Origin of the sequence: Haloferula helveola (assembly GCF_037076345.1) — a bacterium.
Classification (GTDB): domain Bacteria; phylum Verrucomicrobiota; class Verrucomicrobiia; order Verrucomicrobiales; family Akkermansiaceae; genus Haloferula; species Haloferula helveola.
The window spans coordinates 1,175,576-1,190,590 of the sequence record NZ_AP024702.1 but is presented as its reverse complement, the minus strand read 5'-3'; the positions used below and the strand labels follow the sequence as shown (position 1 = coordinate 1,190,590).

The following is a 15,015-nucleotide window of genomic DNA, read 5'->3' as shown; positions in this document are numbered from 1 at the left end:
TCTGCAGGTAGCTTATGGGGTATGGCCAACCGGATCCCTCTGCCAAGAGTGCCTGCCAAGAAGGATCCAATTGAAGAACCGCGAACGGGCCCAAAACCCGACAAGAAATTTTCGCTCTCCGTCAGGTTTGCTGACCGCTGAAGGGGTGACGCACCCGGGAACGGCTTTGCTTTCGGGGTGTGAAGTTCCTCTGAAAAGCGAAAGGAGACGGTCCTCGCAATTTAACAGAGGGGAGTTGAAGCCGGTCAGTCTTTGGGAGCGGTAAGTCCATTCGGTTTTGCGCTCGATTCGAGGAGTCTGTCGCTCTCTGAAGTGATGAAGGTCCTGCACCCCTTGCAGTTGGAGCGAATGTTCGAAAGTTAGGACTGACCCCACCTGCTGACCCCACCTGTGACCCCACCTGCACGTCCGCCGGCAACAAAACCTCGCGATCCCGCCCCGTCATCCTACTTCGCGCGGTCAGGGCGAAGGCGGGACGAGTCTGGCCTCGACTCGGTAGAAGGCTCGCGACATCGGTTGATTCGTGTCGGTCACTTGGATCATGCCGGGCGCATAAGCCGGCGTAAACCTGGCCTCGATGCCCGGTTGCACCTCGAGCAAATCGGTGGAGCCGTCGTAGCGGAAGATCGGCACGAAGCTCCCGGGAGACAGGTCGGGCGAGCGGCTGAGAATCCAGATCGTGTGGGGTCCGGCGGCGGGATTGAGCCCAAAGAACATCTTCCGCTCCCCCGAACCGTTGATCCGCGGTGCCGTGAGGTTGCGGGAATTCCCGGGATCGGCGACGCTCGGATTCGTGCCCAAGGCGTACTCGGCGCCGAAGCCATTGCCATCGCCGTCGAAGTCGCTGTCCCAGAACAGGCCGAGGTCGCTGAGCAAGCCCTGGGACTCGACGGCCCCGAGGTCCACTCCATCTCCGACAAGCCGCGGCAATCCCCGTTGGTCGGTTGGCGACTGTTCGGGACCGAGTCCTCCCCAGGCGTCGATGGCGGGGCATCCAGGCAGCGGAGGCATGGTCGCCGTAGCGCCGCCGTAGTCGCCGAGAGGAGCGAGCACCGGATCGCCGCCGATCAGATTGGGACCATCCAGCGAGAGAGCACCGGGTCCGGCGACATCTTCCGGCAGGTTGGCGGCGGCGATGCTGCCCACGATGGAGAGATTCGTCGCTGCACCTAGATAAACCGCTCCGCCTTGCCCTCTGCTGCCGCCACCCGTTCCGCCGACCGGATTTCCGCTGCCGGTCGCGTTGCCGGAGATGGTGGTCTCGGTGACGAGCAGCGTGCCGCCGGAGATATGGATCCCGGCTCCATGCCCGCCATCTCCACCGCTTCCGGCGTCGCCTCCGTTTCCGCCCGCTCCGGTGGTGTTGCCCGCGATGGTCGAGTTGTGGATCTGCAGCGAGCCGCCCTGCTGATCGATTCCGCCGCCGGATCCCCCATCGGCACCGTCGTATCCGTAACCCTCCCAGCCCGGCGCTGTGGCCAGCCCGTTGCCACCGCGTCCGGTCGAATTTCCGGAAATGCTCGAGCGCTCGATGACGAGGGTGCCCGCGTTCGAGATGCCGCCTCCCCGGCCGCCCGGCCCCACGATGCCACCCTCGGCCTGCTCGTAGCCGCGGCCGGTCGTGTTCCCGGTGATGGTGACCTCGCGCAACGTGAGCGTACCCAGGTTGAGGATCCCGCCCCCTGGAGCCGCCTTTTGGCCGGGGGCCGTCCCCGAGCCATCCGCCGTCCTGCCACCGGTGATCACCACACCCTCGAGCGTGGCAACCCGCGAAGGATTCACCTGCATGACTCGCGAGAGTCCGCCGGCGTCAATGACCACCGGGTCCACTAGACCCGAGGCATCCACGGCAAGCGACCGGTCGATGACGAGCGGCCCGTGGTCGAGGAGGATCGTCGCTCCGGAGAGAGCCGGGGCGAAGACGATGCCGTCGAGCGAGTGGTCGGCGACCGCCTCGCGCAGCGAAAGCAGCGTTCCCGCCGGGGAGTCGTTCTCGTCGGTGGCGGTGTCAACGGTGCCGAGGTAGTATTCCACCGCACCGATGTCCGTGCGCGCCAGTCCATCCCCGTCGCCGTCCTTGGGCCTCGGGAGCCCACGCTGATCAAACGGCGGGAGCCACCAATCGACGGTGGCGTCGATGACCGGCGATCCCGCCAACGGCAGCATGGTGGCGGTCGGGCCTCCGTGGTCGCCGAGGGGGCCCAGCATCGGGTCGCCGGTGAGGTAGTCGATCCCCGGGGTTCCGAGGTTGGGCAGGCCTCCGGTATCACCGATGAAATTCATGCCGATCGGGTTGACGGCGAGCACTGAGAGATTCGACTCCATGGCGGAATCGTTGAGGTTGCCGGCGAGGATGGTGCGGTTCAGCGTGACCGCGCTGGGCCCGGCGATCGCCGCTCCCGGCCCCGTCTCGTTGCCGGAAATGGTGCAGGAGCTGGCAACGAGCGGAGCCCCGGAATCGAGGTAGATGGCGCCGCCATTGACTCCGCTCGAGTTGTTCGCGAGCGTGCATGTGTCGAGGTCCAGGACACTTGAGACGAAAATGGCTCCGCCGAAGGACGAAGCGGAGTTTCCTGAGAGGGTGCAGGCGGAAAGACTAAAGTCATTACCCTCTTGAAAAATGGCGCCGCCATTGTCGGCACTGCTGCCGGTGATGGTGGTTTCCTCGAGGTAGAGATTCCCTTGAGAATACACCGCTCCACCATTGCCGGTGGTCATTGCATCGCCGTCGGCCAGCACGAGCTTGCGGAGCGTAACCGAGGCGATTGCAGTGGTCTCGAGGACCCGCGACGATCCGCCGGCGTCGATGGAAACCGGATCAGCCAGTGCCGAAGCATCGATGGTGAGGGACTTGTTCGCCGAGATCGCCTGGCCGTCGAGCGCGATGGTCGCCCCCGAAAGCGCTGGAGCGAAGGTGATGGTGTCGCCGGGCTGCGCATCCTCGACCGCCTTGCGCAGCGAGCCTGCGGGAGGGCCGGCCGGATCGCCGACCGAGTCGAGGTTCGTGGTGACCACGATCTCTGCCGCCGGCGAGGGATCCAGGAGCAGGACTCCGAACAGCGGGATCAGGCAGACGATCGGGGTCGGGGAGCTGCATTGTTTCATCAGGGCAGGGATCATCAAGCGAAGCCGCTGAGGCTAGCGATGGCCGGAAGGGGCGTCAAGTTGCCCTGTGGCGGGATCACGAACCGACAGCACGCCGCTTCTCCGCGAGATCACGACGTAGTGAAAGGAGTCCGTGAAAGGGGTCGGTCCTCGCAATTTAACAGAGGGGAGTAGAAGCCGGTCGGTCTTTGGGAGCGGTAAGTCCTTTCGATTTTGCGCTCGATTCGAGGAGTCTGTCGCTCTCTGAAGTCATGAAGGTCCTGCTCGCCTTGCTGTCTGTCACCAGCATTCTGCTGCCGGGGGCGAAGAGCGACAAGAGCCTCCGCATCGGCAACACGGTCCAAGCCGGCTCCATCGCGCAACCCTGCGAAAGGCCTTCAACGGCGGCTTGCCACGCCACTTGAATCTTCTAGGCTCAGCCGTTTATGGAAAAAGGCGTTGATCCACGCTCCGGCAACTTGAGGATTCCAATGGCTCTCGCCGTGTTCGGTATGATCCTTGGTGCCGCCGGGCTGTATTTTGGCGTGGCGGCCAACCAGCGGCTTGTGGCGATTGGTGAGTCGATGGAGGCCGGAAGCACGAGGCTCGGAGGCCTCGAGAGCCGCATGGAGGATTACGAGACCCAGGGGGCTGAGCTCGGTGCTCAGGTGGAGAGATTCGAGGGTGTCGTCAAAGAATTCGAAGGTGCCGTGAAACGGGCCAGTGACGACAGCGAGCGACGTGGTGGAGCGGTCACCGAACTGGCGACGGCACTGCAGGTGAACCGTACGCAGATCATCAAGAATGCAGAGTCGATCTCCAAACTGACGCGTGTCGAGGTTCCTGCGGTTTCGCCTGCTGCCCCCAGCATGCCCGATTTGCCCACTTCCCCGGAGAGTCTGCCCGATGCACCAACGACTCCCGACGAACCCGAAATGCCTGACACCCCAGGAGAGCCTGATACGCCAGGAGAGCCTGACACAGCAACTCCTCCCGATACACCAAGCGTCCCTGACACACCGAGTGAAGGCGACACACCGGGCGCTACCACGACCTACGTCATTCGGTCGGGCGACACCTTCGGGAAAATTGCGACCCGCTTGGGAATCGAATTGCAGGCCATACTGGATGCCAATCCCGATGCGGACCCGTCGCGTCTGCAGATCGGCGATGTCATCAATGTTCCGGCTGACGACTGATTTATCGGGTGAGAGGGGGTTGGCCGCGAAATGCGGCGTCGACGCGGATTGCCGGACCGGCCGGCTCCTGAAGAAGCAATTTCCCAGCAGTTATTCAGTCACCTTGGCGCGGAGGAAGAGGCGGGGGACGGAGTCGGGGATGTCGTAGGTGAAGCTCCAGTGCTCGTGGGTGGCGGAGACGTTGGTGACGACGGGAGTGGGAGTGGTGATGTCGTCCCATTGGTCGAGTGCGGCGCTTTCCTGGAAGACGATGGACGGTTGGCGGTCGCGGGGTTTAGTGAATTCGAAGATCATCCGGATGCCGCCGCTGATCGGTTCGGAGCGGACGTCGAGACCCGCCTCGGGCGGGTCGGGTGAGAGGGGATTGAGCCCGAAGGTCCACTCCCAGAGGTTGACCCTCTCGTCGCCGTCCGGGTTGTCCAGGGGGCCGTCTTCTCCGGGGCCGAAGGCGATCCCGCTCGCCCACTCGGCATACGTCAGGGGTGCGACACTGACCTCGGCGTCGTCGTAGACCCGGACCTGCGTGTCGTCGGCGAAAAGGCGCATCCGGTGGAGGCCGGGAAGGCTGAAGGTTGCACTGGTGGCGGCGGACGAGGGGTCGGCGATCGTGGCGATTCCCGGACCTTCGGCCTTCGTCCATTCGGTGGTCGGGCCGGGTCCGGGGCGTCCGTCGTCGCTGGCGCTGCCGGAGAGGAGGGCGGTGGCGGTGAAGGCGATGCTGCGGTCCGGACCCGCGTCGACCTGCGGGCCGACCCCTCCGGTGGCGGTCGCGCTGAAGAGGTCGCCGACCTCGGCCGGGCTGAGGACCCGGTCGTAGAATCCGATACTGGCGATCTGGCCGTCGAAGGTCGTCCATGGCCCGCCGCCGAGCAGGTCGTTGCCGCCAAGGTGGCCGTCGGCGGTCGTTTCACTGCCGACCGAGTCGGCGATGGTGGCCAGGCCCGAATAAGAGGTTCCGCACCAGTCGTTGACGGCCGGGATCGGTGCCGTGGCCGCCTCGGTGCCGTTGAGGTAGAGCCGGATGACGTCGCCCGCGAGGTCGATCACCCCGGCGAGGTGGATGAAACCGTCGCTGCCGGTCGCGGCGGCGAGAGTGGCGGCGGCGACCGCTCCGGTCGCCGTGCTGGAGCCGCCGTCGTCGACCGCGAACGACACCGTGGAGCCCTGCCGGGTGAAGCTGGCACCGATGTCGCCGCCGGTTTCCCAGATTACCTGCTGGCCCGCCGCGAGCAGGTCGTCCGGCCGGAGCCAGAGGTCAATGGTGGCCGATCCGGTGCTGAAGGCGTCCAGATGGAGGGAGCGTCCGCCGGCCGGGATGCTTCCGCCGCCGAAGTCGTAGGCGGCGTCGAGTCCGGGCAGGGACGGCGCGGGGTCGGTGGTGGTGCGGGTCACACCGGGGGCCAGCGACCAATCTCGGGCACTGTCGCCGAGGGAGTCTTCCCACGTCGGTCCGCCCCCGGGGTCGGCGTCGGCGGCATGGGCGATGGTGGCGGCCGGGGTTATGACGGATGTGGCTCCGACCTCGATGTCGAAGCTGACGGCCCCGGATCCGGCGCCCGGATAGGAGGCGGTCAGGCCGATCGTGTAAGCCCCGTCGAGCGGGAAGCTGATACCGGTGGCGGGGGATGTCGAATCGCTGAAGGTGACGCTGCCCGGGCCGCCCGGCTGGGACCAGAGGTAGGTCGTGCCGGGTGGGTCTTCGATGGTGTTGACCGCGGCGGAGGCCTCGGCATGGAGCAGGACGTCGGTGCCGGCAATCCGGCTGCTCGGGATCCGGGGCCAGACGAGGGCGACTTCCACCTGCGGGACGGCGTCGTTGTCGGTGGCGAAGGCGAAGACCTCCCGCACCGGCTGGAAGGAGGTCGAGGAACAGCGGAGCATGACCCCGCGGTCGAGGGTATCGGTGTCCTCCTCGGCGCTCACCGTGACGGTTTGCCAGGTGTCCCAAGTCGCCGCGTCGAACTCGAGATCGGCCCCGCTCGACACCACGATTCCGTCGTCGCCGAAGACCGGGGCAACGCTGACCCCGACGGTGCCCGCCGGGGCCTGGGCGAGTTTCACCTGGAAGCTGGCGCTCCCGCCTTCGACGAGGGTGAGGCGCGTGGTGTCGATGACGATCTCCTGATCCGAGTAGTTGCCGTGGAGCCGCTCGCCGGCCTTCAGTCCGGTCTCGAAGCTGTCGATCAGCGCCTCGAGCTCGGCGGCCAGAACCGGCTCGTTGGCGAACTCGTTGTCGCGCTCCTGGATGTCGTTGTCGAGGTGGTAGAGCTGGCGGGTGGTGGCATTCGGCCGGCGGAATTTCCAAGGCCCCTGGCGAACCCCGTGCATCGTGTTGCCAGAGTAATAGTAGAGCTCCGAGTGGGGCGAGGCGGCGCCCGGTTGTCCGGCGAGGACCGGCCAGATGTCCTTGCCGTCGATGACCCGGTCCGTCGGGGCCTCGGTGCCCGCGAGCCTGGCGAGGGTCGGGAGCAGGTCGATGTGGCCGGCCACTTCGTCGGTGACCTGCCCGGCGGGAATCATTCCCGGCCAGCGGACGATGCAGGGGACGCGCGGGCCGCCTTCCAGCGTGGTCGACTTCGACTCCCGCAGGGGGTAGGCGGAGCCGACCGCGACGTCATCGAGGTCGATGCCGGCCTTGCTGAGCCACGGTCCGTTGTCGGAGGTGAAGATGACCATCGTTCGGTCGTCGATGCCGAGCGTCTCGAGCCGGTCGAGGATGCGGCCCATGGAGTGGTCGATCTCCATGACGATGTCGTAGTAGTAACCATGGCCGCTGGCGCCGGCGAACTGCGGCCAGGTGGTGCCGTCCGCATTGGTGAAGGTGGTGAGCGACGGCCAGGTCGGCACGTGCGGCATGCTGTGGGCGAGATAGAGGAAGAACGGCCCGGCCTGGTGATCCTCGATGAACTGGAGGGCGCGCTCGGTGTAACGCCAGTTGATGGTGTGCTGGTTGTCCCCGGCATTGGCCCAGCCGGTGCCCATGGTGAGGACCGGGGTTTCGTCCTCGATGAGGAAATTCTCCACCTGGAACATGTCGTTGCTGTAGGGGATCCCGAGCCACGAGTCGAAGCCGTGCCGGATCGGTAGGTACTGCGAAGCTCGTAGCTGGCCCGGGTTGTAGCCGAGATGCCATTTGCCGACCATGCCGGTCGCGTAGCCTTGCGTCTTCAGGATCTCAGCGATGGTGATCTCGGTCGTGTTGAGCCCGAAGTTGGTGTTCGGGTTGATGACGTCCGGCATGTCGACCCTTGGCGCATAGCAACCGGTGACGAGGCTGGCCCGGGCCGGCGTGCAGTTCCGGGCACACGAGTAGTAGCTGGTGAAGCGGATCCCCTGGTCGGCCATCTGGTCGAGCCGCGGGGTGAGGGTGCGGGCGAGGTTGGGGGCCGGGATGTCGGGATCGGTCTGCGGGAAGTTCGGGGCTGGACCGGCGTTCGGGTAGTAGTCGGTCTTGTCGGGATACGTGTAGCAGCCGATGTCGTTGTAGCCCCAGTCATCCATGAGGATGACGATGAAGTTCGGCCGTTCGGGCGGCTCGGGAAAGGAAGCGAGTGCCGGGAGCGCAAGCGCCGCCAGCAGCGCCACGGAGGGAAGGGGCATCATGGGGATCTCGCCGATGCTAGGGTACGGGGGGCGGCAGACGAGGCGAAAAGGTTCCTCCATGCGGCGTGCAGGGAGGCTGCCGGGAAACCGGCTTAGGAGACGACTTCCAGCCCTTCGAGTGTCCGCTTGCCGGTCGAGAACTCGCCCGCCTCCAGCCCGAGGTGCTGCAGGTAGGATACGAACAGATCGCAGAGGGGCGGCGGGTTGTCGGGATTGAAGGCGAGGTGCTGGCCGTGGCGGAAGCGCCCCCCCGCCGCGAGGATCGGGAGGTTGGTGTTGTTATGGCTTGAGGCGTTGCCGAGGTTCGAGCCGAGCACGATGGCGGTCTGGTCGAGCAACGTGCGCCCGCCCTCTTCCACCGATTCGAGGCGCTTCAGGAACTCGCCGAACAGCCGCATTTCCTCCAGTTCGATGATCGCCAGCTTGCCGATCTTGTCCGGGTCCTTGCCATGATGGCTGAGGTTGTGCCAGCCGTCATCGACCCCCTCGAGGTCGACGACCTCGTTGCCTCCCGCCCCGGCGAAGGTGACCAGCCGCGTCGAGTCGGTGCGCAGGGCCAGGAAGATGAGGTCATACATCAGTTCCATCCGGCCGGTGAAGTCGGCCCGGTCCTCGATGTCGGTCGGCGCCTCCTGATCGACTTCCGGTTTCGGGCGGCGCGCCCAGTCCTCGGCGCGCACCAGCCGCTCTTCGAGTTCACGGACGCTGGTGAAATACTGGTCGAGTGTCTCGCCGTCGGACTGACTGGCCGATTTCATCACTCCGCGAGTCTGCTCGCGCACCAAGTCCATGATGCTCTGACCGTCCTGGATCCGGCGCATTTGCGCGGCCTTTTCCTGTTCGGATCCCTCGAGGAACAGCTTCGCGAACAGCCGTGACGGGCGCGACTCCGGTGGGATCCTCACTCCGGAGCGGCTGTAGGAAAGCCCCGCGTTGTTGGCGGAAAGCGACAGCGAGGGCACCCGTGTGAGATGACCGATCCGCTCGGCGGCGAACTGGTCGACCGAGATCGTGTTTCGGAAGCTCGGCTGCCCGGGGTGGGCCGCGCCGGTCAGGAAACTCTGCTCGGCGGCGTGGCCACCGTCGACGTCCGGGTGCATCAGGCCGGACATGATCGTGAATTTCTCGCGCAGCGCCTGCAGCGGCTCGAGGTACGGTGTCACTTCGTAGTCACGTCCGGTGCCGGCCGGAAAGAGGTTCGGAGTGTGGATGCCGAGCGGCGAATTGATCGCAACCATCCGCCGGACGTCGGAGCCCGCGGCTGCAGCCCTGGACGCGCGGCCGAACACCGGCTGCATGCCTTCGAGCAGCGGCAGGCCGAGGCTCACCCCGACTCCCTTGAGAAACGTACGACGGTTCAAGTAGTTCATGGCTCGTGGAAAAGTTCGCTCTCGACCACGGCATGGATCATCGAGCGCAGGCCGTGGCCACCGGTGCGTGTCGAGTCGAGGATCGCGTCGACCTCGCCCCGCTGGCCGGGGCCGATCGCCCGCCCGGTGGCGTAGACGAGCAGCTTCTCGGCAAGCGCTCGGGCGACGTCGTCCGAGTCGGCCAGCAGCGCTTCCCGGAACTCGGTGAAACCGGCGAAATCCCGGCCGTGGCGGGTCTCCCCGGAGGCATCCACCGGCAAGCCGAGGCGGTAGTTCTTCTTGTTGCCGGGCGGTTTGTCACCCTCGCCGAGCGTGCGGTAGCGGTCGCGGACGCCACCGACGGGATCGAATGACTCCAGTGCGAAGCCTGGCGGATCGATGCGGTCGTGGCAACGGGCGCAGGACGGGTCGTGGCTGTGCTTCGCCAGTTGTTCGCGGATCGAGGTCGCCCCGCGGATGTCCGGCTCCACCGCCGGGACGCCGGGCGGCGGCGGCGGGGCGGGCCGGCCGAGGATTTTCTCGAGCACCCAGACACCGCGCAGGACCGGCGAGGTGGTGGTGCCGTTGGCGGTGACCTTCAGCACGCTGCCTTGGGTCAGCAGGCCGCCGCGGATGCTGTCGGCGGGAAGTGCGGTCACCTCGAATCGCTCGTGGCTGTCCGGCCCCTCGAGCCCGTAGTGTTCGGCCAACCGGCGGTTGAGCACGGTGAAATCCGAGTCGAGAAACACGTCGGCCGCCAGATCGCGATCGAGGACCTCACGGAAGAAGCCGCGCGTTTCACCGAGCATCGCGTGCTGCAGCAGCGGGTCGAACTCCGGGTAGAGCTTCGGGTCCGGCGTGGTGAACTCAATTTCGCGGAGATCGAGCCACTGGCCGGTGAAACTCTCGACGAAGCGCTCGCGCTTCGGGTCCGCGAGCATCCGTTCGACCTGCGCGCGGCGCACCGCCGGGTCGGAAAGCCGTGCTTCTGCAGCCAGCGCCAGCAGCTCTTCGTCGGGCATCGAAGACCACAGGAAGTAAGAGAGCCGCGAAGCCAACGCGTAGTCGTCGATCTCATTCTCCCGATTCAGCAGGAGGAAATACGGTGAACACAGTACTGCAGTGACACCCGCCCGGACCGATTCCTCGAAGCTCCGACCCGCTTCCAGCCGGTCGAGGGCCAGTCCGACGAACTGTTCGGCCAGCGGCTCGGGGACCGGTCGGCGCAGGGCGCGCGGGATGAATTCGAGGAGGATCGCCCGCAGGTCTTCCTCCGGCTGGCTTGACACCACGGTGTGGTGCTTCACGTCCTTGCGGTGACGCATCCAGATCGGCGTGCCTGGCTCCATGGAAAGGGTCGGCCGGTCACCGAACAGCCGGATCTGCGACAGGGAGGGGAAGTCCTGGTCGAGCGGACCTTGGACTTCCATCCACTCGATCGCCAGCCCGGGCCGTTCCTCATGCTTGTCGCGCCAAGTGACATGCTCGGGGAAGATCCGCGGGAGCACGTGAAAGGAGTCCCCGGTGTCCATCCAGGTCGAGAACTCGATGACCCGCGGTTGGCCCGGCTTCCCGGTCACGTCGAAGACCCCGACGAAACGGCGCTTCCCGGTTCCGAACAGAGGACCGACAAACACTTCGACGGCAATCAGGCGCTCGCCCGGCTGGTGCGGCCAGACCGCCAGCCGACAGTCGTAGCGGCCGGGTTCGGTGGCATTGACCTCGTCGACCCGCGCCGGCGGCCATCCTGGCGAGAAGTCGACGAAGGCTCCGTGGGACTCAATCGAGCCTCCCTTCTTCCTGTCCACCGAGTCGCGGTTTTCCTTGCGTTCCATCAGCACCGAGCGGCGGGTGCTCGACGGCAGCGGAGGAAAGCGCCGGATCACCGCGTCGAAGGCGACGTCGGCCGCCTCCAGGTAGCGCTCCATCAGCACCGGAGAAATGCTCAGGCCGTCGGCGACATTGTCGAAGCCCATCACCTTGCCGTCCTCGGGAAGCATCTCGGCGAGCGGCGTGTCGATGCCCAGCAAATCGTGAAGCGTGTTCTCGTACTCGTGGCGGTTCATCCGGCGCAGTGCGGGTGGTGGCCCTTCCTCGAGACGCGCGAGACCGGCGGCGATGTGCCCGGTCACCTTCGCCACCTCGACGGCCTCCGGCTGTGGTTCCTTCTTCGGCGGCATGTCCCCGTCCTCAAGCACCTCGAGCACCGTCAGCCAATGCTCGCGGGTCTCGTCGTCCGCCCCATCGAGCGGCGGCAGCGTATCAAGGCGTAGGTCACCCTCGGTTTCGTCGGGACCGTGGCAGGCGATGCAGTGTTGCTCGAAGAAGCTCCTCAGCGGTTCCGCCTGCAGCGTGGCCGTCGCTGCCAGCAGAGCGATCATGACGGAAATTCTCGAGGAGCGGGTGGACATCGCGAATCGCCTGCCTACGGGGGGGCTGGCGGCGAGCTTTCTCCCGAGTGTCATAGGGGTCGCTCCTTGCAATTCAGCATCGGGCACGGCCCCGCTCGCTCGGAAGGGTGGGGGAAGCCTGGGTGACCGTCCAACGGCTCCGCTAATTGCCAACCCGGGGCGCGCCGAAGCCGCCGCCTAGGAAGGGGTGGCCGTCGAACTCGAGCGTCTTGGGATTCTTCACGCGGGGGTCCTTGAGTTCCGTCAGGCGCTGTTCGAGGCGCTGCTGCAGCTCGCCCAGCTTCTGTTGGTAGGCGGGGTCGTCAGCGACATTGTGCAGTTGCTCGGGGTCTTTGCTCAGGTCGTAGAGCTCGTGTTCGGGGCGCTTGCCGAAACAGAGTGCGAAGGCGCGCTTGTGGGCCTCATCCTTGTCCCGGTTCTCGATGATGTCGTTTTTGGTCGGGCCGCCGTCGCAGTCGGCATACGTCCGTCCGGGTCCGTTGCTTTTCTCCGTGTCGCCGGTGCCCGCCGGCCACCAGTCGGGCTGGTAATTGTGGATGTAGAGGAAATCGCGCGTGCGGATGGCGCGCGAGGGATAGCCGCCCATGTTGGGCTTCTCCTGAGCCGGCGCGTGACGTTCTCGGCCGAAGACGATGTCGAGGCGCTTGTCCGGTTCCAGCAGGCCCGACTTCTCCGACTTGAGTAGGCTGACAAAGCTTTGGCCGGTCATTTCTGCCGGCACCTCGACCCCGCAGAGCTCGAGCAAGGTCGGAGCGACGCCGGTGAAGGACACGAAGTCTTCGACCTCCCGCCCGCCCTTGATGCCCTTCGGCCAGCGCACCGCGAAGGGCACGCGTGTGCCGGAGTCGTAGAGGTTGCCCTTGCAGCGCGGGAAGGGCATGCCGTGGTCGCCGGTCACGATGATGATGGTGTTGTCGAGAAGCCCGCGTTTTTCGAGTTCCTCCAAGGCGCTGCCGACGAGCCGGTCCCAACGCTGGACGGCGAAGTAGTAGTCGGCAACATCGCCACGCACCACCTCGTTGTCGGGGTAGTGGCCGAAGAGATGCACCTTCGATAAATCGATGCCGCTATCCTTGCCGGTGTCCTTCTTATAGCCGCGATGCGGGTCGTGCGAGGCGAGCCAGAAGAAGAACGGCTTGTCCTTGGTGTCGGTCTGGTCGAGGAAGTCGGCGATGGTCTTGAAGGTCGGTCCGGCGGGAGCCTCTCCATGGTGTTCCTTCCAATCCTTGATGCTGCCCGGGCCCCAGGTCTTGGCCCGGTTCTGGCCGATCACGTAGCCGCTGTCGGCAAGGAGATGGATGTAGCTTTCCTCTTCGACGGGCAACGTACTCCACAGGTTGGCGCCGGGACCGAGCTGCCAGTGGTACTTGCCCGTGATCACCGCGTTGCGGCTGGGCGTGCAGGACGGGCTGGAAACGTATGTGTGATGAAACAGCGCGCCCTCCTTGGCGATGCGATCGAAGCTGGGAGTGCTGATGGCCTTGTCGCCATAGACGCCGGCATGTGGCCAGCCCCAGTCGTCGGCCATGCAAAACAGGATGTTGGGGCGCTCAGTAGCGGCGAGCCCACTGGCAAGCAGGGCGAAGAGAAAGAAGATCCGGACAAACATGGCAAAACAGATTGGAGGCAAAGTCCTCGGTCCTACAGGCAACGACCTGCCATCCTGTCAGGGGTGGCCTTCAAAGCACTCAACCTCCCGGAAGGTTCAGTTTTGGACCTTGAGCGCTTTCGCTAGTCTCGATGAAAAGATTGAACTGCGAAATTCGCGAAAGGCCGCGAAATCTGAAATGATTTCCAGCCTCTGGAATTCGCGCCCCTTCGCGATTTTCGCGGTTACTTGTCGTTCCCATTCTTCTCTGAAATGGGGTATCGCCATCCGCTCTCGGGTGGCTACGACATTTCGGAAAATGCTATTGCGTCACTCTGTCCGTCCCGCGGGTCGGGCGTCGAGGCGCATCTCTTCCTGGAAGAGGACGGCCATTCCGCGGAGCTTGCGGGCGACAGCGGCGTTCTTCACAGGAGACGTTTCGCCGGGGTCGCTTTCGAGGTCGTAGAGCTGGAGGGTCGGGTTGAGGAAGAGCTTCCATTTGCCGGAACGGACGGCGGCGAGGGCGCCGTGGCTGCCGTGGTAGAAGAAGGCGTCGGTGTATTCGTCGCGGCTGACGAGGTCGCGCCATTCGAGCGGCGGTTCCCAGCGTCGGCGCTGCGGCAGATCGGAATTGAGGGAGAGGGCGCCGGCCGCCGTGCGAAGAGCCGCCGGTTCCTCGACCAGCTCGGGCGCGAGGTCGCGTCCGTCGATCACCCGGCCCTCGGGAACGCGGATGCCGGTGAGGGTGGCGAGGGTCGGATACCAATCCATCGCGGGCGTCGGCTCGGTCCGAACTGCACCGCTTCGGAGGCCCGGGCCGCGGAGCAGGGCGGGGACGCGTAGGCCGCCTTCCCAGGTGGAAAGCTTGCCGCCGCGGAGAGGCTGATCCTTGCCCCGGCCGGGATGGCGGCCGTTATCGGAGGTGTAGAGGACGATTGTCTCGTCGGCGATGTCGAGGCGTTCGAGCGCATCGAGAAGACGACCGACGTGATGGTCGAGTTCGTGGATCGCATCGCCGTATTCGCCGAGCTTTGAGGTGCCGCGGAACTCCTCGCTCACGCCGAGCGGGTTGTGAAGCATGGTGTGGGGGAGATAGAGGAAGAAGGGTTTGTTCCGATCCTCCTCGATGAAGTGGATGGCTTCGTCGGTATATCTCCGGGTGAGCGTGCTCGGATCGGGATTGTGCTCGATGATTTCGGAACCGTTCAGGATCGGCACGCCGCCTTTGTCTGCGAAGTGAACCGTTTCCACCGGATCGAGGTTGTGGAGCAGCCCGAAGTAGCGGTCGAAGCCTTGGGCGTCGGGGAGGAAAGGCGGCGCGAAGCCGAGGTGCCACTTGCCGATGCAAGCGGTGCGGTAGCCCGCCCCGCGGAAGAGCTCGGCGAGGGTCAGTTCATCCGGATGGAGGCCACTCTTGGAGTCGGCGCGGTGGACCCAGATCTCAGCGCCCATCCGGCGGGGGTAGCAACCGGTCAGCAGGCCGGCGCGAGATGGACTGCAGATCGGTGCGGCGGAGTAGGCGGCCGTGAAGCGGATGCCATCGCGCGCGAGTGAATCGATGCGTGGGGTTTGAAGCTGCTTCTCGCCGTAGCAGCCGAGGTCGTAGGTGCCCTGATCGTCGACGAAGATCAGCAGCACGTTCGGCGGCGAGGCGACGGCCGGCGCCGCCAAGAAGGCGGCAAAGAGAAGGAGCGGAATTCTCATCGGTGCGGACGGGAGGTGTCAGTCTGGATCATGCATCGTGGGTAGAAAGGCCATTGAATTGAAACGCGTCGGACGGC

The 15,015-nt window shown here is 65.5% G+C and carries 8 protein-coding genes; 2 read left to right on the top strand and 6 right to left on the bottom strand.

Annotated elements, in window-relative coordinates; translation table 11 throughout:
* Positions 1–459: 459 nt before the first annotated feature.
* Positions 460–3,105 carry a right-handed parallel beta-helix repeat-containing protein gene (locus HAHE_RS04090; protein WP_338688829.1) on the bottom strand — a complete coding sequence of 882 codons (2,646 nt, stop codon included), beginning with the start codon at positions 3,103–3,105 and terminating at the stop codon, positions 460–462.
* Positions 3,106–3,356: 251 nt separating this feature from the next.
* On the opposite strand from HAHE_RS04090, the gene HAHE_RS04085 reads away from it, so the two are divergent.
* Together HAHE_RS04085 and HAHE_RS04080 are read left to right on the top strand one after the other, a co-directional pair.
* A complete protein-coding gene (locus HAHE_RS04085) occupies positions 3,357–3,509 on the top strand; it encodes a hypothetical protein (protein WP_338688827.1) in 153 nt (50 codons plus the stop codon).
* 66 nt (positions 3,510–3,575) lie between these two features.
* The gene (locus HAHE_RS04080; RefSeq protein ID WP_338688826.1) at positions 3,576–4,283 is read left to right on the top strand and encodes a LysM peptidoglycan-binding domain-containing protein; all 708 of its coding nucleotides are present in this window, start codon (positions 3,576–3,578) and stop codon (positions 4,281–4,283) included.
* A 90-nt stretch (positions 4,284–4,373) separates the two neighbouring features.
* Here the strand turns inward: HAHE_RS04080 and HAHE_RS04075 are convergent, their stop codons facing one another.
* The 5 genes from HAHE_RS04075 to HAHE_RS04055 all read right to left on the bottom strand — a co-directional run bounded on the left by HAHE_RS04075 (position 4,374) and on the right by HAHE_RS04055 (position 14,938).
* Positions 4,374–7,883 carry a sulfatase-like hydrolase/transferase gene (locus HAHE_RS04075; protein ID WP_338688825.1) on the bottom strand — a complete coding sequence of 1,170 codons (3,510 nt, stop codon included), beginning with the start codon at positions 7,881–7,883 and terminating at the stop codon, positions 4,374–4,376.
* Between the two features lie 95 nt (positions 7,884–7,978).
* Positions 7,979–9,256 (bottom strand): DUF1552 domain-containing protein, encoded by a 1,278-nt coding sequence (locus HAHE_RS04070; RefSeq protein ID WP_338688824.1) that lies wholly within the window; start codon positions 9,254–9,256, stop codon positions 7,979–7,981.
* The gene (locus tag HAHE_RS04065) at positions 9,253–11,616 is read right to left on the bottom strand and encodes a DUF1592 domain-containing protein (protein ID WP_338688822.1); all 2,364 of its coding nucleotides are present in this window, start codon (positions 11,614–11,616) and stop codon (positions 9,253–9,255) included. The genes HAHE_RS04070 and HAHE_RS04065 overlap by 4 nt, the downstream gene beginning before the upstream one ends.
* Before the next feature lie 172 nt (positions 11,617–11,788).
* Complete coding sequence (locus HAHE_RS04060; protein WP_338688821.1) at positions 11,789–13,255, bottom strand: sulfatase; 1,467 nt, start codon at positions 13,253–13,255, stop codon at positions 11,789–11,791.
* A gap of 309 nt (positions 13,256–13,564) precedes the next feature.
* Positions 13,565–14,938, bottom strand: coding sequence for a sulfatase (locus tag HAHE_RS04055; protein WP_338688820.1), 1,374 nt, complete (start codon positions 14,936–14,938; stop codon positions 13,565–13,567).
* Between the last annotated feature and the right edge of the window lie 77 nt (positions 14,939–15,015).

Coding starts and splice junctions, on each gene's coding strand:
- HAHE_RS04090 (WP_338688829.1), bottom strand. CDS start 3,105: ATGAAACAATGCAGCTCCCCGACCCCGATCGTCTGCCTGATCCCGCTG.
- HAHE_RS04085 (WP_338688827.1), top strand. CDS start 3,357: ATGAAGGTCCTGCTCGCCTTGCTGTCTGTCACCAGCATTCTGCTGCCG.
- HAHE_RS04080 (WP_338688826.1), top strand. CDS start 3,576: ATGGCTCTCGCCGTGTTCGGTATGATCCTTGGTGCCGCCGGGCTGTAT.
- HAHE_RS04075 (WP_338688825.1), bottom strand. CDS start 7,883: ATGCCCCTTCCCTCCGTGGCGCTGCTGGCGGCGCTTGCGCTCCCGGCA.
- HAHE_RS04070 (WP_338688824.1), bottom strand. CDS start 9,256: ATGAACTACTTGAACCGTCGTACGTTTCTCAAGGGAGTCGGGGTGAGC.
- HAHE_RS04065 (WP_338688822.1), bottom strand. CDS start 11,616: ATGATCGCTCTGCTGGCAGCGACGGCCACGCTGCAGGCGGAACCGCTG.
- HAHE_RS04060 (WP_338688821.1), bottom strand. CDS start 13,255: ATGTTTGTCCGGATCTTCTTTCTCTTCGCCCTGCTTGCCAGTGGGCTC.
- HAHE_RS04055 (WP_338688820.1), bottom strand. CDS start 14,938: ATGAGAATTCCGCTCCTTCTCTTTGCCGCCTTCTTGGCGGCGCCGGCC.